General features: G+C 64.6%; 20 protein-coding genes, 1 tRNA gene and 1 pseudogene. 8 read left to right on the top strand and 14 right to left on the bottom strand.

Features of this window, described 5'->3' with window-relative positions; genetic code table 11:
* A pseudogene (locus DY467_RS22575) lies at positions 1–960 on the top strand (glycosyltransferase family 39 protein); the annotation flags it as partial.
* 51 nt (positions 961–1011) lie between these two features.
* On the opposite strand, the gene DY467_RS22570 reads toward DY467_RS22575, so the two are convergent.
* The 5 genes from DY467_RS22570 to DY467_RS22550 all read right to left on the bottom strand — a co-directional run bounded on the left by DY467_RS22570 (position 1012) and on the right by DY467_RS22550 (position 5003).
* Entirely contained in the window at positions 1012–1344 is a 333-nt protein-coding gene (locus DY467_RS22570; RefSeq protein WP_012494088.1) for an HPr family phosphocarrier protein, read from the bottom strand.
* Positions 1341–1742, bottom strand: coding sequence for a PTS sugar transporter subunit IIA (locus tag DY467_RS22565; protein ID WP_011155923.1), 402 nt, complete (start codon positions 1740–1742; stop codon positions 1341–1343). Before DY467_RS22565 ends, DY467_RS22570 begins: the two co-directional genes overlap by 4 nt.
* Positions 1743–1929: 187 nt before the next feature.
* The gene (locus tag DY467_RS22560; RefSeq protein WP_164639096.1) at positions 1930–2397 is read right to left on the bottom strand and encodes an HPr kinase/phosphorylase; all 468 of its coding nucleotides are present in this window, start codon (positions 2395–2397) and stop codon (positions 1930–1932) included.
* Positions 2394–4196 (bottom strand): sensor histidine kinase, encoded by a 1803-nt coding sequence (locus DY467_RS22555; protein ID WP_164639094.1) that lies wholly within the window; start codon positions 4194–4196, stop codon positions 2394–2396. The genes DY467_RS22560 and DY467_RS22555 overlap by 4 nt, the downstream gene beginning before the upstream one ends.
* A 105-nt stretch (positions 4197–4301) precedes the next feature.
* Positions 4302–5003, bottom strand: coding sequence for a response regulator transcription factor (locus DY467_RS22550; RefSeq protein WP_011155926.1), 702 nt, complete (start codon positions 5001–5003; stop codon positions 4302–4304).
* 234 nt (positions 5004–5237) lie between these two features.
* On the opposite strand from DY467_RS22550, the gene DY467_RS22545 reads away from it, so the two are divergent.
* Positions 5238–5972 carry a HugZ family pyridoxamine 5'-phosphate oxidase gene (locus DY467_RS22545; RefSeq protein WP_164639093.1) on the top strand — a complete coding sequence of 245 codons (735 nt, stop codon included), beginning with the start codon at positions 5238–5240 and terminating at the stop codon, positions 5970–5972.
* 188 nt (positions 5973–6160) lie between these two features.
* Complete coding sequence (locus DY467_RS22540; RefSeq protein ID WP_107342590.1) at positions 6161–7774, top strand: phosphoenolpyruvate carboxykinase; 1614 nt, start codon at positions 6161–6163, stop codon at positions 7772–7774.
* A gap of 86 nt (positions 7775–7860) precedes the next feature.
* Here the strand turns inward: DY467_RS22540 and DY467_RS22535 are convergent, their stop codons facing one another.
* On the bottom strand, positions 7861–8736 hold the full coding sequence (locus DY467_RS22535) for a hypothetical protein (RefSeq protein ID WP_164572006.1): 876 nt from the start codon (positions 8734–8736) through the stop codon (positions 7861–7863).
* A 128-nt stretch (positions 8737–8864) separates the two neighbouring features.
* On the opposite strand from DY467_RS22535, the gene DY467_RS26275 reads away from it, so the two are divergent.
* Both DY467_RS26275 and bla read left to right on the top strand, forming a co-directional pair.
* Positions 8865–9017, top strand: a complete 153-nt coding sequence (locus tag DY467_RS26275) for a hypothetical protein (protein WP_205502666.1) — start codon at positions 8865–8867, stop codon at positions 9015–9017.
* A gap of 10 nt (positions 9018–9027) precedes the next feature.
* Positions 9028–9903 (top strand): class A beta-lactamase, encoded by an 876-nt coding sequence (gene bla / locus DY467_RS22530; RefSeq protein ID WP_164639091.1) that lies wholly within the window; start codon positions 9028–9030, stop codon positions 9901–9903.
* Between the two features lie 96 nt (positions 9904–9999).
* On the opposite strand, the gene DY467_RS22525 is transcribed toward bla, so the two are convergent.
* The 3 genes from DY467_RS22525 to DY467_RS22515 form a co-directional block, all read right to left on the bottom strand.
* On the bottom strand, positions 10000–10362 hold the full coding sequence (locus DY467_RS22525) for a hypothetical protein (RefSeq protein WP_107342593.1): 363 nt from the start codon (positions 10360–10362) through the stop codon (positions 10000–10002).
* 362 nt (positions 10363–10724) lie between these two features.
* Positions 10725–11624, bottom strand: coding sequence for an RNA polymerase sigma factor RpoH (gene rpoH / locus DY467_RS22520; protein WP_107342595.1), 900 nt, complete (start codon positions 11622–11624; stop codon positions 10725–10727).
* A gap of 221 nt (positions 11625–11845) precedes the next feature.
* Positions 11846–12820 carry an RluA family pseudouridine synthase gene (locus DY467_RS22515; protein ID WP_164639089.1) on the bottom strand — a complete coding sequence of 325 codons (975 nt, stop codon included), beginning with the start codon at positions 12818–12820 and terminating at the stop codon, positions 11846–11848.
* A 72-nt stretch (positions 12821–12892) separates the two neighbouring features.
* Between DY467_RS22515 and DY467_RS22510 the strand changes: the two genes are divergently transcribed.
* Both DY467_RS22510 and DY467_RS22505 read left to right on the top strand, forming a co-directional pair.
* Entirely contained in the window at positions 12893–13228 is a 336-nt protein-coding gene (locus DY467_RS22510) for a hypothetical protein (RefSeq protein WP_012494099.1), read from the top strand.
* A 221-nt stretch (positions 13229–13449) separates the two neighbouring features.
* Positions 13450–13524: transfer RNA gene (locus tag DY467_RS22505), tRNA-Glu, on the top strand.
* Positions 13525–13540: 16 nt separating this feature from the next.
* On the opposite strand, the gene DY467_RS22500 is transcribed toward DY467_RS22505, so the two are convergent.
* From DY467_RS22500 to megL, 3 genes are all read right to left on the bottom strand, one after another.
* Positions 13541–15466, bottom strand: a complete 1926-nt coding sequence (locus DY467_RS22500) for a UvrD-helicase domain-containing protein (RefSeq protein ID WP_164639087.1) — start codon at positions 15464–15466, stop codon at positions 13541–13543.
* A 182-nt stretch (positions 15467–15648) separates the two neighbouring features.
* On the bottom strand, positions 15649–18192 hold the full coding sequence (locus DY467_RS22495) for a bifunctional diguanylate cyclase/phosphodiesterase (protein WP_164639085.1): 2544 nt from the start codon (positions 18190–18192) through the stop codon (positions 15649–15651).
* Between the two features lie 189 nt (positions 18193–18381).
* On the bottom strand, positions 18382–19566 hold the full coding sequence (gene megL, locus DY467_RS22490) for a methionine gamma-lyase (protein WP_164639083.1): 1185 nt from the start codon (positions 19564–19566) through the stop codon (positions 18382–18384).
* 110 nt (positions 19567–19676) lie between these two features.
* Between megL and DY467_RS22485 the strand changes: the two genes are divergently transcribed.
* Complete coding sequence (locus DY467_RS22485) at positions 19677–20171, top strand: Lrp/AsnC family transcriptional regulator (RefSeq protein ID WP_164639081.1); 495 nt, start codon at positions 19677–19679, stop codon at positions 20169–20171.
* A 3-nt stretch (positions 20172–20174) separates the two neighbouring features.
* On the opposite strand, the gene DY467_RS22480 is transcribed toward DY467_RS22485, so the two are convergent.
* Together DY467_RS22480 and trxC are read right to left on the bottom strand one after the other, a co-directional pair.
* A complete protein-coding gene (locus DY467_RS22480; protein WP_164639080.1) occupies positions 20175–20924 on the bottom strand; it encodes a 50S ribosomal protein L11 methyltransferase in 750 nt (249 codons plus the stop codon).
* Positions 20925–21031: 107 nt separating this feature from the next.
* On the bottom strand, positions 21032–21469 hold the full coding sequence (trxC, locus tag DY467_RS22475) for a thioredoxin TrxC (protein ID WP_164573494.1): 438 nt from the start codon (positions 21467–21469) through the stop codon (positions 21032–21034).
* Between the last annotated feature and the right edge of the window lie 9 nt (positions 21470–21478).

The following is a 21478-nucleotide window of genomic DNA, read 5'->3' as shown; positions in this document are numbered from 1 at the left end:
GTGCTGGTCGTCGCGCTGGGGCTGGCGGCGCTGATCGATCCGCGGCGCGGCCGGTTGTTCGCCTCACCGGCGCCGTGGCTGATGATCCTGTGCGGCGGCCTGGTGCTGGGGCCGCACGTCTGGTGGCTGACCGCTCACGGCTTTCCGACCTTCGCCTATGCGGCCGCGCACGAGTCGGCGGATTTGGCCGATAACCTGCGGGATACGCTGACCTATCTGCCCGGCGCCATCGCCTATGCGGCGGTCGCGCTGATCACCGCCGCGGTGGTGCTGCGGCCGTCCCGCGCGGCGCTGGCCGACATCGTATGGCCCGCTGGGTCCGAGCGGCGCACCATCCTGCTGATCCAGCTGCTGCTGATCGTGGCGCCGATGCCGGTGGCGCTCGTCACCGGCATCCGCATCGTGCCGCTCTGGGCGATGCCGGCCTACACGCTGCTGCCGGTCGTGCTACTGGCCTCGCCGCTGGTCGCGGTCGGGCGCGAGGCGGTGCGGCGCGGGCTGATCGTCGCCTCAGCGGTGTCGCTCGGCTCGCTGGCGCTGTCGCCGGTGGTGGCGCTGGTGATCCACCTCAGCGATCCGCCGGGACCGTTCGAATACGCTTCGCTGCTCGCCGACCATGTCGACCGCGAATGGCGCCGGCACAGCGACGAGGCGGTGCCGCTGGTCGCCGGCGAAACCGTGCTGGCCGAGAATACCGCGTTCTACCTGCGCACCGACACGCTGGGCTTCGAAACTGCCGACCTCGCTGCGCTGAAGCAGCGGACCGCGGCGCGCGGCGCCGTGCTGGTGTGCCCGGCCGAGGACAAGGGCTGTATCGCGACCGCCGAGCAGATCATCGCCGGCCAGCCGCAGATCCTGCGCGGCAAGGTGTGGCTGAGCCGGCCGCTGTTCGGACAGCCGGGCGGGCGGGTCAGCGACGTGTTCTTCCTGGTGCTGCCTTCGGGGGCGAGTGCGAAATAGCGGTGAGTTGCCGGCGGTGTGGCGGCCCGGCCGGCCGGCGTGGCGGCGGCGCTATTCTTCTTCGCCGAACTTCGAGCCCATCAGCTCGGTGATCGCATCCAGCGCCTGGCGCGCTTCGGGGCCGCTGGCCGAGACGGTCACGGTGGTGCCGATCCCCGCCGCCAGCATCATCAGGCCCATGATCGAGGTACCGCCGACGGTTTCGCCGTTGCGGGTGACCCAGACCTCGGCATTGAAGCGCTCGGCCATCTGCACGAACTTGGCCGAGGCCCGCGCATGCAGGCCGCGCTTGTTGATGACCGGGATTTCACGGGAAATCTTATCGCCGGAAGCGCCGGAGGCTTGGTCCGGTCCGGAACCGGGCTGAGGCGCGTCGATCGTCATTTACCGGCCAATACCCGACTGGCGATGGTGACATATTTGCGTCCGGCCTCCTGGGCCAGCGCAATCGCCTCCGGCAGCGAGCGTTCCTCGCGGACTTTGGCGAGCTTCACCAGCATGGGCAAATTAATGCCGGCGAGCACTTCGACTTTCGGCCGGCTCATGCAGGAAATCGCCAGGTTGGACGGCGTGCCCCCGAACATGTCGGTCAGGATCGCGACGCCCTCGCCGCTGTCGACGCGGTTGACCGCCTCGATGATGTCGCTGCGGCACAGATCGGCGTCGTCCTCGGCGCCAATCGTGACGGCTTCGATTTGTTGCTGTGGCCCCATCACGTGTTCCAGCGCTGCCTTGAACTCGTCGGCAAGGCGCCCGTGGGTCACAAGTACCAGACCAATCATCGGAAACTCCTCGCGGGTGCTTGTGGTGCACCGCGCGAACCGGTCACTTTGACCATCCAGAGCCCCTATGCAAGGGGGTCTTCGCGATTCTCCGTCGAAGGCAAGGCGCTGAGGAGCTGCGGCGGGGCCGTTCAGTGACGATTGTGTGGCTGATATAGTTACCAAATCGCTGCGAACAAACCTCCAATCAAGCGTCCTCCTCCGCGGCGTCGGTTGTTGTCAGCGCCGCCACTACCAGGGGTAGCGGATCGTAGCCGGCCCCGACCGGAACCCGCGGCAATTGGACGCCGCCGATTTCGGTCCGTAATGCCGCCGCCTCCGGCATGCGCGAGGCATCCGCGGCGTCCAGATCGACCACCAAGCCCGCGACGGCGCAGGCGGCCGAAGCCGTTCGCCGCAGGCCAAGACCGCGGATTTCGATCATGCCGGCGAGCTCCGGCACCTGCCGAACCGTCACCCGTCCCTGTTCGGGTTCCATGAAGACACGGTCGTCGCCAATAAGTTCCACCGACGGGAGCTGGCCGGCACGGCCGGCGAGGATCAGCGCCCAGGCCAGCCGTGACTTGCCGGAGCCGGACGGGCCGCGAATCACCACCGCCACATCCCCGACCTTCACGGCGGAGGCATGGACGGTGCGCGGCGCAGCTTCGGTCATGTCGCCGGCAGCCGGACGATGAAGCGGGCGCCGGCGATGGTCGGCTCGCCGTCCTCGCCCCGCGGGCCGATCCGGTTCTCAGCCCAGATCTTGCCGCCATGGGCTTCGACGATCTGCTTGGAGATCGACAGGCCGAGGCCTGAATTCTGGCCGAAGCCCTGATGCGGCCGGTCGGTGTAGAAGCGCTCGAAAATCTTCTCGAATGCTTCGTCGCGGATGCCGGGGCCCTCGTCCTCGACGATGATCTCGATCTCGGTCTTGCGGCGGCGGCACAGGATGCGGACCTTGCCGCCTTCGCGCGAGAACGACTGCGCGTTCGACAGCAGATTGGAGATCACCTGGCCCAGCCGGGAGTCGTGGCCGGGCACCGTGAACTGATCGGCCGCCGGGCCGTCGAATTTCACCTCGACCAGCGCGTTGTGGCCGAGCCGGGTCTCGTTGGCGACCAGCGTCAGCGTCGTCAGCAGCCGGCGCAGATCGACCTGCGCGGCATCCTGGCGTTGCAATTCGGCGTCGAGCCGGCTGGCGTCCGAAATGTCCGAGATCAGCCGGTCGAGCCGTTTGACGTCGTGTTCGATCACGCTGAGCAGCCGCGCGCGGCTGTTGTCGGTCTTGGCCAGCGGCAGCGTTTCCACCGCCGAGCGCAGCGACGTCAGCGGGTTCTTCAATTCGTGGCTGACATCGGCGGCGAACCGCTCGATCGCCTCGATGCGGTTGTAGAGCGAGTCCGTCATGTCGCGCAGCGCGCCGGACAGATGCCCGATCTCGTCGCGGCGCTTGGTGAAATCCGGGATCTCGACGCGGGCGCGGATGCGGCGTCGGACCCGCTCGGCGGCATCCGCCAGACGGCGCACCGGGCCGGCGATGGTCGAGGCCAGCAGCACCGACAGCACGAACATCACCACGGCGGCGACGCCGAACACTTTGAGGATCGCGAGCCGCTCGGCGGTGACCATCTGGTCGATGTCGTCGCCCTGGGTCGACAGCATCAGCGAGCCGTAGATCGCGCGGAAGCGCTGCACCGGCACCGACACCGAGACGATCACTTCGCCGCGGTCGTTGATGCGCACCATGCTGCTCTTCTGGCCTTTGAGCGACTGCGCGACCTCCTGATAGCCGTTGCCGTTCTCCGGCCCGAGCTCGCGATACAGCGGCAGGTCGCCGCGATTGAACCAGGTGCGGATCGCGATCATCGCCCGCTCGACGATCCCGGGCTTTTCGGCGGTCGGCGGCGGCAGCTCGAACCGCATCACGTCGCCGCGGCCATACAGGCTGCGGCTGTCGAGGATCAGCACGCCGTCGCGATCGTAGATCCGGGCGCGGGTCTTGGTCGGCGAGATCAGCCGCCGCAGCACCGGCGCGACGCGCTCCGGATTGATCGGGAAATCCAGCACCGCATATTCGTCCGGCGGGCCGTAGCTCTCACCGGGCTTGAGGTCGAGCAGCCGGTCGGGATCGATGGTGATGGTGTTGGTTTCGACCGTCGCAGAAGCGGCGATCGCGCCGGCGATGATTTCGGCCTGCACCAGCAGGCTCTGGGCGCGGGCGTCGATCAGTCCGGCGCGGAATTGCGACAGGTACAGAATGCTGGTCGACAGCGCGAGCAGGCCGGCGAGGTTCAGCGACAGAATCCGCCGCGTCAGGCTCGAGAAGCTCAGCGTGAAGAAGAACTGACCGGTACGGCGCACCCAGTCGAGCGGCCGCGGCCAACGGCGGCCGTGCACCGGAGTCTCGTCGCGCACCGAGGAATCATCGTCGGTGTCGCGGACATCTGGATCAGGCGAGGTGCGATCTAGCAATGGCCATCAGCCCGATGGTTACCGACACGCGCCAAGCGCGCGTCGCGGATTGTAGCGCAATGCAGCGACATCGTCAGCCGCAGCGCCGGCGACATGCCGCCCCGATCAGATTTCCTTGAAACGATAGCCGACGCCGTACAGCGTCTCGATCATCTCGAACTCGTCGTCGACCGCCTTGAACTTCTTGCGCAGCCGCTTGATGTGGCTGTCGATGGTTCGGTCGTCGACATAGACCTGGTCGTCATAGGCCGCGTCCATCAAGGCATTGCGGCTCTTCACCACGCCGGGCCGGGTCGCCAGCGCCTGCAGGATCAGGAATTCGGTGACCGTCAGCGTCACCGGCTCGTTCTTCCAGGTGCAGGTATGACGCTCCGGGTCCATCCGCAGCGGGCCGCGGTCGAGCGCCTTGGCGTCGTTCTCCTTCGGAGCCGCCGCCGGGTCCTTCGGCGCCGAGCGCCGCAGCACCGCCTTGACGCGCTCCACCAGCAGCCGCTGCGAGAACGGCTTCCGGATGAAATCGTCGGCGCCCATCTTTAGGCCGAACAGCTCGTCGATCTCCTCGTCCTTGGAGGTGAGGAAGATCACCGGCAGGTCGGACTTCTGCCGCAGCCGGCGCAGCGTTTCCATGCCATCCATCCGCGGCATCTTGATGTCGAGGATGGCAAGGTCGGGCGGCGTGGTCCGGAAACCGTCGAGCGCCGAGGCGCCGTCGGTATAGGTCATGATCCGGTAGCCTTCGGCTTCCAGCGCGATCGAGACCGAAGTCAGAATGTTGCGGTCGTCGTCGACCAAAGCGATTGTAGGCATGAGGCTTCTTTCCGAAACGGCGTGGCGAGACAGCGAAACGATTCGGCGATCCGCGGTGTGAGGTGGCCCAGAAAGCACAGTCAACGAGCAATGCAAGCTGGGCTGAAATGTGGCCGGTTCCGAATTCGCGCGATCGGGCCAAAGCCGGCCCTGATATATGCCGGTTTTTCGGGCTGCAAAGGGCCCAACCTGCCAATCCTTGGCAGGAACTGAACTCCAATCGACAGGTGTTCGATGCAGCCGACCCCCGATTTCAGCGCCCCCAAGCTCGCCAAATCGCTGCTGCGCCGCCGCCGCGAGGGCGCGCTGGCGACCCTGATGGAGAAGGACGGTGCGCCGTATTGCTCACTGGTCAATCTTGCCAGCCATCCCGACGGCTCGCCGCTGCTGCTGATCTCCCGCCTTGCGATCCACACCCGCAACGTCCTGGCCGACCCGCGGGTATCGCTGATGCTGGATGAGCGCAGTGCCGGCGACCCGCTCGAGGGCGCGCGGATCATGTTGGTCGGCAAGGTCGTTGCGGCGCGCCCCGACGAGCTGCCGCTGTGGCGGCGGCGGTATCTCGCGGCGCATCCCGGGGCAGAGGGCTACATCGACTTTGCCGATTTCTCGCTGTTCAAGATCGAGAGCTCGGGGCTGCATTTGGTGGCCGGGTTCGGCCGCATCCTCGACCTTTCGCCCGACCGTTACTTGACCGATCTGGCCGGCGCAGAGGCGCTGCTCGAGGTCGAGGCTTCGGCAGTCGAGCACATCAATGCCGATCATCCAGATACAATGAAGTTGTACGCAACTCAGCTACTCGGCGCTGGCGAAGCCGACTGGCGCTGCACCGGCATCGACCCTGAAGGTCTCGATCTGCAATGTGAGCGTGCGACCCTGCGGCTCGACTTTCCATCTCGCGTGGAAAACTCTGTTGCATTGCGGGACATGCTGAAACGCATGGCTGACATTGCCCGCAAAACGGAATGACTTGAGCCAGCGCAATGTCGCTCGGCGGTAAACGAAATAATGCCGGCCGGGTTGGCAAACCCCTCGTTCGCCACTATTCAGTCGCCCCACTGGATCAGGGCGGTATATATTGACGTTACCGCGGCCAGTGATGCGCGTTGGCGGCAATCGCGCGATCGAGACAACGCGGATTCGAGGAGGATCTATTCGTGCAAGAGACGGGCGTGCATAATGGTGCTTACGGCACCGACAAATTCGGCCTCAAAAATCTCAAAGGCGTGTACTGGAACTTCGGTGCACCTCAGCTCTATGAGCACGCCCTGAAGAACAGCGAAGCGGTGTTGTCGTCGGATGGCGCGCTTGTCGCGGACACCGGCGTATTCACCGGTCGCAGCCCGAAGGACAAGTTCACGGTGCGCGACGCCACCACCGAAAACACCATGTGGTGGGGTGGTAATCAGTCGATCACTGCCGAGCAGTTCGAGACGCTGTATCAGGACTTCCTCAAGCACGCCGAAGGCATGACCCTGTTCGCGCAGGACCTGTACGGCGGCGCCGATCCGACCTTCCGCATCAAGACCCGCGTTTACACCGAGCTCGCCTGGCACTCGCTGTTCATCCGCACGCTGCTGCGCCGTCCCGAGCGCGCCGAGCTGGAGAACTTCGTTCCCGAGCTGACGCTGATCGATTTGCCGAGTTTCCGCGCTGATCCGAAGCGCCATGGCTGCCGCTCCGAAAACGTCGTCGCGATCGACTTCGCCCGTAAGATCGTGCTGATCGGCGGCACTCAGTACGCCGGTGAAATGAAGAAGAGCGTGTTCACCACGCTGAACTACTACCTGCCCGAGAAGGGCGTGCTGCCGATGCACTGCTCGGCCAACGTCGGCCCCAACGGCGACACCGCGATCTTCTTCGGCCTGTCCGGCACCGGCAAGACCACGCTGTCGGCCGACCCGAACCGCACGCTGATCGGCGACGACGAGCACGGCTGGGGCAAGGACGGCGTCTTCAACTTCGAAGGCGGCTGCTACGCCAAGTGCATCAAGCTGTCGGCAGAGAACGAGCCGGAAATCTACGCCGCCTCGACCCGCTTCGGCGCCGTGCTCGAGAACGTCGTGCTCGGCGACATCGACCGCAAGCCGGACTTCGACGACGGCTCCAAGACCGAGAACACCCGCTCGGCCTATCCGCTCGAGTCGATCCCGAATGCGTCGCTGACCGGCCGCGCCGGCCAGCCGAAGAACGTGGTGATGCTCGCCGCCGACGCGTTCGGTGTGATGCCGCCGATCGCCAAGCTGACCCCGGCGCAGGCGATGTATCACTTCCTGTCGGGCTACACCGCCAAGGTGGCCGGCACCGAGCGCGGCGTCACCGAGCCGACCCCGGAATTCTCGACCTGCTTCGGCTCGCCGTTCCTGCCGCGCGATCCGTCGGTGTACGGCAACATGCTGCGCGAGCTGATCGCCAAGCACAATGTCGACTGCTGGCTGGTCAACACCGGCTGGACCGGCGGCATCTACGGCACCGGCCACCGCATGCCGATCAAGGTCACCCGCGCGCTGCTGACCGCGGCGCTCGACGGCTCCTTGCGCAACGTCGAATTCCGCACCGATCCTTACTTCGGCTTCGCGGTCCCGACCGCGCTGCCGGGCGTGCCGAGCGAAATCCTCGACCCGGTGAAGACCTGGGCCGACAAGGCGGCGTTTGATACCACCGCCCGCAAGCTGGTCGGCATGTTCCAGAAGAACTTCGCCAAGTTCGAAGCGCAGGTCGACGCTGAAGTCCGCGCCGCCGCGCCGGACGTCAAGATGGCCGCTGAATAAGCGCGCCGGCGATCGATTGAATACGAAGGGCGGCCCGCAAGGCCGCCCTTTTTCTTGGCCGTGTGCCGGACACCCGGCAACGACGATTACTTCAGCGACGCGGTCTTGCCGGTGGCGATGGTCGTCACCGCGCCGTCTTCGAGGCTGATCCGATAGACCTCGCGCAGCACGTTGCCGGCAAAGCCGAGCTCGACGATCGACACGGTTTTGAAGGTGGCGTCGATGCCGTCCGGCAGGATCTGGTTGAACTCCTTGGCGGCCTGGTTCATCTGCGCCTGCAGCTCCGGCGTGAATTTGGCCATGCTGTAGACCAGCGTGGTGTGCGGATTGTGCGAGCGCAGCTCCTTGCCGTCCTTGACGACGTTGACGCCACTGACGCCGACGGTGCGGACCAGATCCTTGGCGGCGTCGCCCATCGCCGCATAGACCGGGCCGGTGCAGCGCGGCAGCGGGCCGTCGCGCAGCGGAGTCAGCGCCGCGGTCGCGGTGGTGTTGAACGCCATCATGTCGTCGAAGCTCTTGCCTTCTTTGACAACACCGAGGTCGAACCACCACGGACGGCCGGCGCCTTTGGCGGCTTCTGTGGTGTAGAACGTCTTCAGCTTGACGGTGAGCACCGGCGGCAGCTTCGGCATCGCCGCCAGCATCTTCTCCGGCGTCGCCGGATCGGCGCTGTGGACGTGCACCACGGTGACGTGCGGGATGTTGAACATCTGCGCTTCGGTGTCGAGCTTGGCGTTCAGCAGCTTTTCTTTCAGCGGGCCGCGGATGGTGCTGTCGAGCACGTCGTTGACGTTCTGCGGCAGCGTGTAGACCAGACCGAAGGTGCGAGCGTGATCGCGGAATTCGGATTTCGACAGCGCGCTGTTGTCGATCGTGCCATCGGCGGCAGCGGCGACGCCGGCGGAGACCGCCACGGCGATGAGCGCGGAAGTAATCGAAGTCAGCAGGGTGGTGCGCATGAGTTGGCCCTTCGTGGGAACTGAACGGAGGCGATGCGATCGCGCAGGCGCGGTCCCGATCGGGCGCGATGTGCGATCCGCATCAGGCGGTCGATGACGAGACATCGACTGCGAATTACCGATGCTGCATGACAGTGCTGTTGCAGACGCCCGGCCGCGGCCTGAGGCGCACTGTCGCAGATCGGCGCGACGGCGCGCGCCCGATCGTCGCGTTCGATGACAAAGTGGCCGCAACACCGCCTCGTTTCGTCCTGATACATATCGCGCAAATCTTTGCGTAGCAGGTGATGAATGATCGATCGGCGTGAATTGATGAAGGCCGCGACGGGGCTTGCCGGCTTAGGCCTGTTCGGCAGTTCCGCCGCGCTGGCAGCCGACGCACTCGCCGATACGTGCACGCGGCTCGAAGCCGGCAGCGGCGGCCGGCTCGGCGTCGGCCTGCTCGACACCGCCGGCGGCCGCATGATCGGTCATCGTCTCGACGAGCGGTTTCCGATGTGCAGCACGTTCAAGGCGCTCGCCGCCGGTGTGGTGCTGGCGCGGGTCGACCGCAAGCAGGAAAACCTCGACCGTCGGGTCAACTACACCAAGTCGGACCTCGTCACCTATTCGCCGGCGACCGAGAAACACGTCGAGGGCGGCATGACGATCGCCGAACTGTGCGAGGCCGCGATCACGCTGAGCGACAACACCGCCGGCAATCTGTTGCTGGCGAGCTTCGGCGGGCCGGCCGGGCTCACGTCGTTCGCGCGATCACTCGGCGACGAGACCACGCGGCTCGATCGCATCGAAACGGAACTCAACCAAGCCCTGCCCGGCGATCCGCGCGACACCACCTCGCCGCGTGCGATGGCGCAGACTCTGCGCGCGCTCACGCTGGGCGATGCCCTGTCGGCAACGTCGCGCGCGCAACTGATTGCTTGGCTCAAGGCCAACACCACCGGCGGCACCCGCCTGCGCGCCGGCGTGCCGTCCGGCTGGGCCGTGGCGGACAAGACCGGCACCGGAGACCACGGCACTGCCAACGACGTCGCGGTGCTCTGGCCGCCGCAGCGTGCGCCGCTGATCGTCACGGTTTATCTCACCGGCGCGGCGGTGGCGCGCGACCAGCAGAACAAGATCATTGCCGATATTGGCGCCGCGGTGGCGGACGCCATGCGCGGCTGAGCCGCGCGAGGGCGCGGACGAGCCCGGCCATGACGGCAACTGATGAAAATGACGCGCTCGAAACAGCCGCCGAGGGGCAGCCGCGAGCGCGATGCCTCAGCTTCGCTTGGCCGTGCCGGTGACGAGCTGGGTCTGGCCGGTGGCCGGATCGGTGACGACGTTGCGGATCGAGGCGGTGTCGTTCTTGCCGAGCGCGAACTTGGTATCGCCAATCCGGAACGAGCCGTCCTTGATCAACACGCTCTGATACTTCACCGTACCTTCGCTTTGATACTTCACCTGCGCGCGGAAGCCCTGCACGTCGGAGACGGTGATCGAGAACTTCTTGGTGTTCGAATAGGTCCCGGTCCAGGTGCCGTTGTAGAGCGCCGGATCGACATTGACGTATTTGGTCTTCGACGGCGTCTGCAGCGCCGCGGACGTATAACCCGACGCCAGCACGCTCATGATGTCAGCCATCGCGCGGCTCCCATGACGAATCTCGCCCAGGCACTCCACACCCGGCGGGTTAACAGTGTGTTAAGGATTGGCGCGTCGGTTGGCCACAGCCCCTGCGCCAGCGATGTACCTCCTGTCTCAATCGCCGTGTCTTAATCGCCGCCCACGACCGACAGTCGCGTCCCCTCGGTTCCGGGCATCAGGCTTCCTCCTTTCAGGACCAAGGAGGATTGCATGGATTACATCTGTGTTTCAGGGCGCTCATCGGCTTCGCAACGTGAAGGCCGCCATATGGCAGCGGCCCGCGCGCGATGCGAGCGCGCAAACAAAAACCCCGCCGGTGAGGGCGGGGTTCGTAGCTATCGGTCTATCGCGGCGTGCGATCAGTGCGCGGCTTCCAGCGCCGCCTGCTCCTGGCGGGCGATGGTGCCCTTGACGGCGCTCTGCACCTTCTCGAACGCCCGCACCTCGATCTGGCGCACGCGCTCGCGCGACACGCCGAACTCGGCGGCGAGGTCTTCCAGCGTCATCGGCTCGTCGGCGAGGCGGCGGGCCTCGAAGATCCGCCGTTCGCGCGGGTTGAGCACCTGGATGGCGCCGTTCAGCGCAGCGCGGCGCTGGTCGAGCTCTTCATGCTCGGCCATCACGGCTTCCTGGCTCGGCGACTGATCGACCAGCCAGTCCTGCCATTCGCCCGGCTCGCCATCGTCACGGATCGGCGCGTTGAGCGAGGCGTCGCCGCCGAGGCGGCGGTTCATGTCGACCACGTCCTGCTCGGTGACGCCGAGACGGGTCGCGATCAGCTTGACCTGGTCGGGATGCAGATCACCCTCGTCCAGCGCCGAGATCTTGCTCTTCGCCTTGCGCAGGTTGAAGAACAGCTTCTTCTGGTTCGCGGTGGTCCCCATCTTCACAAGTGACCACGAACGCAGGATGTACTCTTGAATCGACGCCTTGATCCACCACATCGCGTAGGTGGCGAGGCGGAAGCCCTTCTCGGGCTCGAACCGCTTCACCGCCTGCATCAGGCCGACGTTGCCTTCGGAGACGACTTCGGAAATCGGCAGGCCATAGCCGCGGTAGCCCATCGCGATCTTGGCGACGAGGCGAAGGTGGCTGGTGACGAGTTGATGCGCCGCGTCGCGATCACCGTGTTCGCGCCAGCGCTTGGCGAGCATGTACTCTTGGCCGGGCTCGAGCATCGGAAACTTGCGGATTTCCGCAAGGTAACGAGCGAGGCCGGATTCTCCGTTAAGGACCGGGAGCGTAGCAGCACGGGCCATTCAGCGCCCTCCAATTGGGTTTCAGGCCCCCGATAGCGGGCGGCCAGGCAGACAGATCGCTGTGTCAAAGCCGACCGGCCTGCGATGTTCCGCGTTGGGCCATCCCAACGCACCTGCAATATACAATACGTTAGTCGCGCAAGTTTAGTTACGGTCTTGTCACGTCGTTGTTACGCCGCAACAACGCGGTGAAATGATTTACGTTTTCTGACTTCGCCGCGTCATTCCGTCGCGATCAGCGCGGCCTGAAGCTGAGCCAAATCGGCCGGCAGGGGCGATTCCCAGGTCAGTACCTCGCCGGTCGACGGGTGCTCCAGCGTCAGCAAATACGCGTGCAGCGCCTGCCGTCCGAGCTCCGATAGCGCGCTCCGCGCCGCCGGGGCGAGCTGGTTCGCCTTGGTCTTGAAGTGCGGCCCATAGACATCGTCGCCCAGCAGGGGGTGGCCGAGGTGGGCGAGGTGGACCCTGATCTGGTGGGTCCGCCCGGTCTCGAGCTGGCAGGCGATCAGCGCCGCGACCGGCTTGCCGTCCTTGCCGGCGAAGTTCTCCAATACCTCCCAATGGGTGATCGCCTCGCGGCCGCCCTGGCGCACCGCCATTTTTTCCCGCGCATGCGGGTGGCGATCGATCGGCGCGTCGATCGTGCCGTATTTGCGGCCCGGCACCCCCCAGACGAAGGCGAGGTAGCCGCGGCGCAGTTCCCCGGTGCGGCCGTGGTCGGCGAACTGGGCGCTCAGCGACTGGTGCGCCTTGTCGTTTTTGGCCGCCACCATCAGGCCGGTGGTATCCTTATCCAGGCGGTGCACGATCCCCGGCCGCCTCACCCCGCCGATCCCGGACAGCGACGCGCCGCAATGCGCGATCAGGGCGTTGACCAGGGTGCCGGTCTCGTGCCCGGCCGCCGGATGGACCACCAGCCCGCGCGGCTTGTTCAGCACGATGATGTCGGCGTCCTCGTAGACGATGTCGAGCGCGGTCGCCTCGCCGGCCGGCTCGGCCGGGACCGGCGGCGGCACGTCGATTGTGATCGTCTCGCCCGGGGAGGCGTGATAAGCGGGGTCGCGGACGGGGTTGCCGGCGATCGCCACCCGGCCGTCGAGGATCAGCGCTTTCAGCCGCGACCGCGACAGCTCGGGGCAGCGCGCCGCCAGCACGCGGTCGAGCCGCGGCGAGCCCTCGTCGCCGGCCACCACCACATTCACGGGATTTTCCGGCGTTTCGCCCACAACCGCACCTTCCAAAACAGCCGCCTTCAAACAGAGATTCGCATGACCGACACCGCCACGCCCGACCCCACCCCCGAGCAGGCCGCGCTGTTTGCGCGGGTGCGGCGGATGATGCTGATCGCGGGCCTGACCACGACGCTGGCGGTGGCCGCGGTGTTGATCGCCATCGGCTATAAGCTTTTCCGCGCCGAGGGAAGCGCGCCGGCCGCCACCGAGCACACCCTGCGCCTGCCGAAGGGCGCCCGCGTGGTCTCCACCGCCTCCGCCGGCGACTATGTGGTCGTCACCCTCGACATCGGCGGCGCCACCGAACTGCGAACTTTCGAGGCTAAAACCCTCAAGCCCACCGGCCGCCTGACCTTCGCCACCGAGCCGTAGGCGGATGGGGGGAGAAGCCGTTCGGGCACCGTTCGATTGGTGAGCCGACCGCTGCCCCATCAAAGCCGTCATGGCCGGGCTTGACCCGGCCATCCACGCCACAGGCACAGACATTTCTTGCCGATGGATGCCCGGGTCGAGCCCGGGCATGTCGGATTTCGGAAAAGGCCGCCCCCGATCTTGCGGTGGCTCGGTTTCGCGGCTATTGGTTCGGCCCTCACGCTCCCTTCGTCTAGCGGTTAGGACGCGGCCCTCTCAAGGCTGAAACAGGGGTTCGATTCCCCTAGGGAGCGCCAGATTTTGATGGATGCTTTACCGCCTTGCCGGAGGCGGTGCGTGAGGTCCGAGTTCTCTGATGAACCGGCTGGCGTTAAGGCGCGCGAGAGTTCCAGACCGCCCAGCAAATGCAATGTTGGCTCGCATAGCATCAGCAACAGGCATCTGCCTGGAGTAGGTGAGAATGAGCGTGCCAGGTTTTTCTGCTTCAGGCACTGATTTGACCCGAGTGATCGCGACGAAGAAGAGTCGACGTTGCTCCTCTATCATAGCGGCTGCTTCTGCTAACGGCGTCTGCGGTGACGGCTGCTGAGGAAGTAAGCCTTCAACACATCCGGCCACAATCGTTACAGGGGCGCTGAGCCCCTTGGATTTGTGCAGACTCATGATCCGCACATCTTGAATTTCCGACGGCACCTCCGGGCGCGAAATCGCTTGCAGGAGTTGAAATAACCAATCATCGCGGTTTTCGCCGACTTCGCCGAGCACTTGCATTGCAAGGTCTCGCAGATCTCGCACCGAATCGTCGCCTGCGGGAAGCAAGAACTCAATTACATCCTCAAGGCTAGGCAAATTCTCAAGAACGTTCAGCTCGTCAACGATCTTATCGAATTCTGAAACAATTCGACGTGTGTGAGGGATCTTCAGCGCTCCAGAAGACAACTGCTCCAATGCCTGCCAAGGAGAAAGTCCGGACAGCTCGCAGTGTTCTCGTATCCGACGATAACCAGATGAGAAGAAGTCGGCATTGGAATATCCAATAAGCCATCGAAGAGCGACGCGATCCTCACGATTTACAAGCAATTTTAGTATCGCAAACCGTCGCTGAGCGTCCACCGAGTCAAGTTCGGATTCGGCATAATAAGAACGGACCGGAACATTATGGCCCTGCAGACTCTCGTATATCGGCGTCCCGATTGCGCCACGCTGCGCTAAGATTAGAATGTCTCCTGGCGGAGTTCCGTTTCCAACCATTGTTTGAACGATTTCCGAAATACCAGCTACTTCATTCGCCAATTGTTCAAATTGAAGAATGCGCACCTCTCCCCGTCCGTTCGCAGGCAATGGAGCTAGCATTCGAGGCACTAGACGTAGTCGGTTATGGGAGATTAGGCTATTTGCCATCTCTACAACCGTTGTGGGGCACCGCCGGCATTCCGAAAGCTGCAAATCGTCTGCGCCACCGTTAGTTGTGATCCAGTCTCGAATTCCTTCTGGATGAGCATGCTTGAAGCTGTAGATTGACTGGTCATCGTCTCCGACGATGCAGACATCGGCTCGGTCTGACAGCAGCTCGATAACCGCCTGCTCTGCACGGTTGAGGTCTTGATATTCGTCGACAAGGATCTGCGTGTACTCTTGACGCTCAGGTGCACCGGGGTTTGATCGAAGGTATTCATGAAATTGAGGAATAACTTCACCGATTAGCATTGCTTCGTGGAAGGTCATCCATTCAAGCAGGTCGGCAGCAAACGCTGCGTCCTCTCGTGATTGAACATAGCCCGGCTGCTGATGTTGAAGGCGAGCCCAGGCAGCTTCGTATGCCTGCTGCAGTTTTGCCACTGCACGTTTGCCTCCGTGGTCATCCTTTAAGTCGCAAACAAGCGCCTTGACCTCGAAATCGTTTAGCGGCCGCGCTGTACGTCCCGTAGCTTCCAGAACATGGTTTCGCATAAGCGTCTTCAAAGCCAAGCTGTGAAGCGTGACGCCGTTGAGTTCGTTGCACCCGGGGACCCCCATTCCCACTAATTCGCGATGCAAATCCTCGGCGGCAACGCGTGTGAAGGTAACGGGTAGAATTTCAGTAGGGTCGACTTGCTCTTCCAGCAAGCGAGCGACACGACGTTTCATCGCAAATGACTTGCCCGTACCCGGTCCTGCGACAACTCGAATGCGAGGATTCGTAGACGCGGCAATCTGGTAGGCAGGGCTTTGAATTGGAATATTATCAAACCAAGGCACGTTTAATCTCCAGGGTAGAATCAACGACCATCAACCCTGGCGGGCATATCAGAGCGAACCACTGGTGTCAGGCGTCTCGTTCGCCTCAGACCGCGGAGTTTCCAATGGTCGACCCGGCGAGATATTTAGGATCCGGAGCAAGCGGGTCGCTTCAATTTCGTTTGAAACTTCGAACGAAGAATCTAGGCGCGCTTTACCAGCAGCCTGCCATTTCGCCCCGCTTCCCGCTCAATCTCCGCCGCCACCACCACCGCCTGATCCGCCGCGACCGGCCGTGAGAACACGTAGCCTTGCACGAAGTCGCAGTCGAACGCGGTGAGCAGGTCGACCTCGGCGGGCAGCTCGGCGCCTTCGGCCACCACGCTCATGCCGAGGCCGTGCGCCAGCGCGATGATGCCGCCGAGCAGCTTGCACTTCTCGGGCACGGTGGCGATGCCGTCGACGAAGGTGCGGTCGATCTTGAGGCGATTGAACGGCAGGCGCGTCAGATAGCCGAGCGACGAATAGCCGGAGCCGAAATCATCAAGTGCGAGCTGGATGCCGAGCTTCGACAGCGCCGCGAGCGTCGTGCTGACTTTCTGCTTGGTGTGATCGACGAACAGATTTTCGGTCAGCTCCAGGCACAGCAGCTCCGGCGGCAGGCCGGTCTCGGCCAGCACGGTGGCGACGACCTTCTCGAAATCGCCGTTCCAGATTTGCGCCGGAGACACGTTCACCGAGATGGTCCTGGCCGGCAGACCGGCGTCGAGCCAGCCGCGCATCTGCTTGCAGGCATCGCGCAGCACCCAATGGCCGAGATCGACGATCAGGCCGGTGGTTTCCGCGATCGGAATGAACTCCGCCGGTGAAATCGGTCCGCGCTCGGGATGACTCCATCGCAGCAGCGCCTCGAAACCGATCACGCGCCCGGTCTTGAGATCGATCTGCGGCTGGTAGTGCGTATTGAGCCCGCCGCTGTCGACGGCGTGGCGCAGGCGCCGGCCGAGGTCGAGCTTCTGGTCGACCGCCTCGGCATACATCGGCTCGAACAGCTGCGCCCGGCCGCGGCCGGCTTCCTTCGCCATGTAGAGCGCCAGGTCGGCATTGCGCGAGGCCTTCTCGGCCGTGGCGCCATGCTCTGGTAACAGCGCGATGCCGATGGTGGCGCCGATGCAGGCTTCGCCTTCGGCGAGTTCGACCGGGACTGATAGTTTGGCGATCAAGCGGTTCGCGAGCGCGGCCGGTGCTTCGCCAGAGGTGGCTGCAGTGCTGATCAGCACCGCAAATTCGTCGCCGCCGATCCGGGCAATAAAGGCCTGCGGACCCAGCTCCTGCCGCAACACTCTGGCGACATGAATCAGCAGGCTGTCGCCGGTGGAATGGCCGAGCGAATCGTTGACCTCCTTGAAGCGGTCGAGGTCGATCAGGTACAGCGCGTGCTGTCCGTGGTCCGGGATCGGGGTCTCGAACAGGTCGGCGAGTTGGCGCTTGTACAGTGCACGATTAGCCAGGCCGGTCAGCGGGTCCGTATAGGCGAGCTGCTCGAGCCGGCGCTCCGCTTCCTTGCGATCGGTGACGTCTTGCGCGGTGCCGATCAGGCCGATGACCGTCCCGTTCGAAATCTCCGCCTTGCAGATGATGGCCAGATCGCGCGGCGCGCCGTCGGTGTGCAGAATCCGGATGTCGGTGGCTTCCGTCGTGCTGGTACGAAGGACGCGCTTCTGAATCTTCAGCAGGCGGGCGGCATCGTCGCCCAGAAAGTAAGGCTCCGTGCCTTCATAGGTCGGTTCGAACGCATCAGGCTCCAGGCCGAGCAGCTGATAGAGTTCGGGCGACCACACCGTCCGGCCGGTATCCAGCCGATGCGTCCAGGTCCCGATCCGGCCGAGCCGATGCGCCTCTTCCAAGGCTCCGGTGCGCTGGTCGAGCAAGGTTCTGGCGGCGGCAAGCTGGGTGATATCGCTGGCGGTGCCGCGATAGCCGAGGAATGTCCCATCATCGGCAAAGATCGGCTTGCCGCTGGTGGAGATAATGATCCGCGAGCCGTCATTGCCCATCGAGGTGTAAACGAAGTCGCGGAACGGCCGATGGGCTTCCATGTCTTCCCGGTGCAGAGCCATGGAGGCTTCTTCTTCGGGTGCGTAGGCAAGCTCCCATCTGGCCCGCCCGCCGGAGGCGACGGTTCGCAGCGCCACGTTGCCGTCGAGTGATTTCGGATAGGGCAGCAGCCGATGGTCGGGGCCGGACTCCCAACACCAGTCCGACGCGGTGCTGACGAAATCTGCCAGGCGCTGTTCGCTCTCGGCTAACTGCCGGAGAGCAGACGTCTCGGGAGTCGCATCCCGAACGATGCCGAACACCCGCTGCACCTGACCGTTCGCATCGAACTCCGGTTCGCCGTGCACGACGCAATCGAGCAGGCGACCATCGGGCTTGATGAGTTTGGTTTCCACCGCAAACGGCCGGCCCTCCGTCCAGCACGCGGCGTAGTGAGCCTGCAGGATCGCGTGGCTGTCGGTGAGGTCATGATCGTGAGCCGGCGTAATCGCGACGCAATCGTCGGGCGTTTCGGCGTCGTAGAGGGAAGCGAACTCGGCCGACATCCAGAAGTCGGTGGCGGCGGCGCTGTGCGACTCCCAATACGCGGCGCGTGCCATCCGCATCGCGCGGCGCAGCGACCATTCCTGATGCCACCCCCGCGGTTCTCGTGGGTATGGCTGCCGCAATGACACTCCACGAACGGCCATCTCTCACCACCCAAGACGAACCCTCACCAGGGTACAGTCGTAACATGGTGCCGGTCGGCGTCAGAGCGAAAGTTCCAACGAGATCAGAGCGTTCGCTATCGTGGTGTAATTTGCGTGAACCTGACTGGGAACCGGCCGGTCGGCCCGAAGCTGGAACTGTCTATTCCCGCTTATTGAGGAGCGTGTCGTTCACAACGCTCCTACCAAATCGAGCTTCAGATCCTCATAGTCCTCCAATCCCACCGAGATTCTGATCAGTCCGTCCGTGAAGCCATGCCGCGCGCGTTCGGCCGGATCGTAGGTCGCATGGGTCATGCTGGCCGGGTGTTGGATCAGAGTCTCGGCGTCGCCGAGACTCACCGCGCGGGTCGCGAGTTTCACCTTGTCCATGAAGCTGCGGCCGGCTGCTAATCCACCTTTGAGTTCTAGCGCGATCATGCCGCCGGGCTGACGCATCTGCTGCTGCGCGAGCTTGCGCTGCGGATGGCTGTCGAGGCCGGGGTAGTACACGGCGGCGACGGCCGGATGCGCTTCGAGGTCGTGCGCGAGCCTCAAAGCGGTGGCGCTGTGGCGGTCCATCCGCAGGTTCAGCGTCTTCAGGCCGCGCAGAATCAGGAACGCGTCGAACGCCGAGATACAAGCGCCGTTCAGCTCCTTGATGCCGACGAAGCGGAGCTGATCGATGATCTCCTTCGGCCCCACCACCGCGCCGGCGAGCAGATCGCCATGGCCGCCGAGATATTTGGTAGCCGAATGGGTGACGAGATCGGCGCCAAGGTCGAGCGGGCGTTGCAGATACGGCGTGCAGTAGGTGTTGTCGACGACCAGGCGGACGTTGGCGCGCCGGCAGATATCGGCGCAGGCGGCGATGTCGACCAGCCGCATGTTCGGATTGGTCGGGGTCTCGGTGAACACCAGCCTGGTATTCGGGCGCAGCGCGGCCTGCAGATTCGCCGGATTGGTGAGATCAGCGAACACCACCTCGATGCCGAACCGCGGCAGGTGATGCTCGAATAGCCCGAACGTGCAGCCGTACAGCATCTGGTCGGCGACGATGCCGTCGCCCGCTTTCAGCAGTGTCCAGATCAGCGCCGTCAGGGCGCCGACGCCCGAGGCCGTGGCGAGCGCGGCCTCTCCGCCCTCCAGCGCGGCGAGCCGGCTCTCCAGCACCGCCACGGTCGGATTGCCGACCCTCGAATACACGAAGCCCTCCGCCTCGCCGGCGAACCGTGCCGCGCCCTCGGCGGCGCTGGCGAAGGCGTAAGTCGAGGTCAAAAACAGCGGCGGGTTGAGCGCGCCGTGATGCGCCAGCGGGTCGTATCCGTGGTGGATCGCGGTTGTGGCAAAGCCGGGCGAGCGGGCGGATTCGGTCATGGCGGGGGCTCCTTCGTGGCCAGTATGGCTCGATTTTCGCCGCCGAACTTGCCAATCGTGCTATGTTGAGCCTTCGAATTAGCAATCTTCGTCACTTCGCTGCGCAGCATATGAGCAATCCTGCCAAAATCGCTCTGGATGCGATCGATCTGAAAATCCTCGCCGAGCTGCAGGCCGACGCCCGGATTCCCAACATCGTGCTGGCCGAGAAGGTCGGGCTGTCGCCGTCGCCGTGCTCGCGGCGGGTCAAGCTGCTGGAGCAGGCCGGGGTCCTGGCGAGCTACCGGGCGCTGGTCGACCGCACCTCGGTCGGGCTGGCGGTCACGGCATTTGCGTTCATCCGGGTCGAGCGACATTCCCGCGACAATGCCGACAGCTTCATTGCGGCAGTGCAGACCATGCCGGAGGTGATCGCCTGCCATCTGGTGTCGGGCGACAGCGACTTCCTGCTCGAAGTGGTGGTGCCCGATATCGCCAGCTACGAGGCCACCGTGCTGCGCGGCCTGCTGGCGTTGCCGACGGTGCGCGATATCCGCACCTCGTTCGCGATGCGCAGCTACAAGGTCGACGGCCCGCTGCCGCTGCCGGCAGCGCCGGCCGGTTGAGGCTCAGCGTCGCGCGGTGACCGCGGCGGCCTCACCGGCGTGCAATCGGAAGATCACGAATTTCTCGATCAGGATCGATTTCTCCTCGATCTGCTGCCACGAGAACCCTGCTTCCTGCGCCCAGGCTCTCAGCAGCGGGATGTTGGTGTCGGAGGACAGTAGCAACAGCATCTCGCCGCCTGTCGCGAGGTGCCGGCGCGCGGAGCCGAACAGGTCGCGGAGATGGCAGTAACCCGGGCCGGCGACCCAGGCGTGGTCGGCGATATCGACCGGCTCTCCTGCGAACGACGGCGGGCTGGAAATAATCAGGTCGAATCTCTCATCCGGAGTGACGGCCGAGAACAGGTTCGACAGCCGCGCCTCGACGCGATCGGCGACGCCGTTCGTCGCGGCGTTGATCCGGGCGGCGTGCACCGCGTTGGGATTGATGTCGAGCGCCACCACCTTGTCGGCGCCGGCGAGCGCGGCCGACAGCGCCAGAATGCCGGACCCGGTGCCGATCTCGACGGCGCGCTTGCCCCGCAGATCGAGCCGCCGCAGATGCGCCGCGAACATGCCGCTGGTGACGAATACGCCGGGATGAAAAACCGACGGCGGCACCTCGAGCACGACGTCGCCGACGCGGGTCCGCCGCGTACGTTTGCTGGAGAGGATGAAGGTGTGAGACGCCCAGTGGACGAATTTGCGGAACAGGGTGCGAGGCAGCGAGTAGCGGTCGGCCGTGGCTGGGCCACGCAGCGCTGAATCCGTCAATGTTTCCCCCCAGCTTCGAGCCTGGTCGGGCGACAACGACGGTCCGGCGCTACCGTTCCTATGTGCGCCGGAGACGATGACGAAGCGATGGGAGATGCAGCGGGCGCTTAGTGCGCGAGCTGCTGCCTCACCCAGCGTACGATCTCTCCCGCCGGCATCGCGCCCGAGGTTCGGGCGCGCTCGCGGCCGTTCTCGAACAGGATCATGGTCGGGATGCCCTGGATGCCGAGCCGGCCGGCGATCTGCTGCTCGTTGTCGGAGTTCAGCTTGATCAGGCGGACGTTCGGCTCCAGCTCATGCGCCGCCTGCTCATAAGCCGGCGCCATCGCCCGGCACGGCCCGCACCACGGCGCCCAGACATCGACCAGCACCGGCACGCTGCTACGCGACACCTGCTTGTCGAACAGCTCACCGCTGACGTCGGCCGGATGGCCCTCGAATAACTTATGACCGCACTTGCCGCATTTGCCATCCAGCGCCGGCCGCTGCTCCGGCAACCGATTGACCCCGCCGCAATGCGTGCACACCACGAGATGGTCGGACATGGTCGGATC

Source organism: Rhodopseudomonas sp. BR0G17 (genome assembly GCF_010907025.1).
Classification (GTDB): Bacteria; Pseudomonadota; Alphaproteobacteria; order Rhizobiales; family Xanthobacteraceae; genus Rhodopseudomonas; species Rhodopseudomonas palustris_H.
Note: the sequence above shows the minus strand (reverse complement) of the source record. Positions and strands in the feature narration are given on the sequence as shown.

Bases quoted from the DNA above. Each gene is read 5' to 3' on its own strand.
- DY467_RS22570 (WP_012494088.1), bottom strand. From the start codon at position 1,344: ATGACGATCGACGCGCCTCAGCCCGGTTCCGGACCGGACCAAGCCTCC.
- DY467_RS22565 (WP_011155923.1), bottom strand. From the start codon at position 1,742: ATGATTGGTCTGGTACTTGTGACCCACGGGCGCCTTGCCGACGAGTTC.
- DY467_RS22560 (WP_164639096.1), bottom strand. From the start codon at position 2,397: ATGACCGAAGCTGCGCCGCGCACCGTCCATGCCTCCGCCGTGAAGGTC.
- DY467_RS22550 (WP_011155926.1), bottom strand. From the start codon at position 5,003: ATGCCTACAATCGCTTTGGTCGACGACGACCGCAACATTCTGACTTCG.
- DY467_RS22545 (WP_164639093.1), top strand. From the start codon at position 5,238: ATGCAGCCGACCCCCGATTTCAGCGCCCCCAAGCTCGCCAAATCGCTG.
- DY467_RS22535 (WP_164572006.1), bottom strand. From the start codon at position 8,736: ATGCGCACCACCCTGCTGACTTCGATTACTTCCGCGCTCATCGCCGTG.
- DY467_RS26275 (WP_205502666.1), top strand. From the start codon at position 8,865: ATGACAGTGCTGTTGCAGACGCCCGGCCGCGGCCTGAGGCGCACTGTC.
- bla (WP_164639091.1), top strand. From the start codon at position 9,028: ATGATCGATCGGCGTGAATTGATGAAGGCCGCGACGGGGCTTGCCGGC.
- DY467_RS22525 (WP_107342593.1), bottom strand. From the start codon at position 10,362: ATGGCTGACATCATGAGCGTGCTGGCGTCGGGTTATACGTCCGCGGCG.
- rpoH (WP_107342595.1), bottom strand. From the start codon at position 11,624: ATGGCCCGTGCTGCTACGCTCCCGGTCCTTAACGGAGAATCCGGCCTC.
- DY467_RS22510 (WP_012494099.1), top strand. From the start codon at position 12,893: ATGACCGACACCGCCACGCCCGACCCCACCCCCGAGCAGGCCGCGCTG.
- DY467_RS22495 (WP_164639085.1), bottom strand. From the start codon at position 18,192: ATGGCCGTTCGTGGAGTGTCATTGCGGCAGCCATACCCACGAGAACCG.
- megL (WP_164639083.1), bottom strand. From the start codon at position 19,566: ATGACCGAATCCGCCCGCTCGCCCGGCTTTGCCACAACCGCGATCCAC.
- DY467_RS22485 (WP_164639081.1), top strand. From the start codon at position 19,677: ATGAGCAATCCTGCCAAAATCGCTCTGGATGCGATCGATCTGAAAATC.
- trxC (WP_164573494.1), bottom strand. From the start codon at position 21,469: ATGTCCGACCATCTCGTGGTGTGCACGCATTGCGGCGGGGTCAATCGG.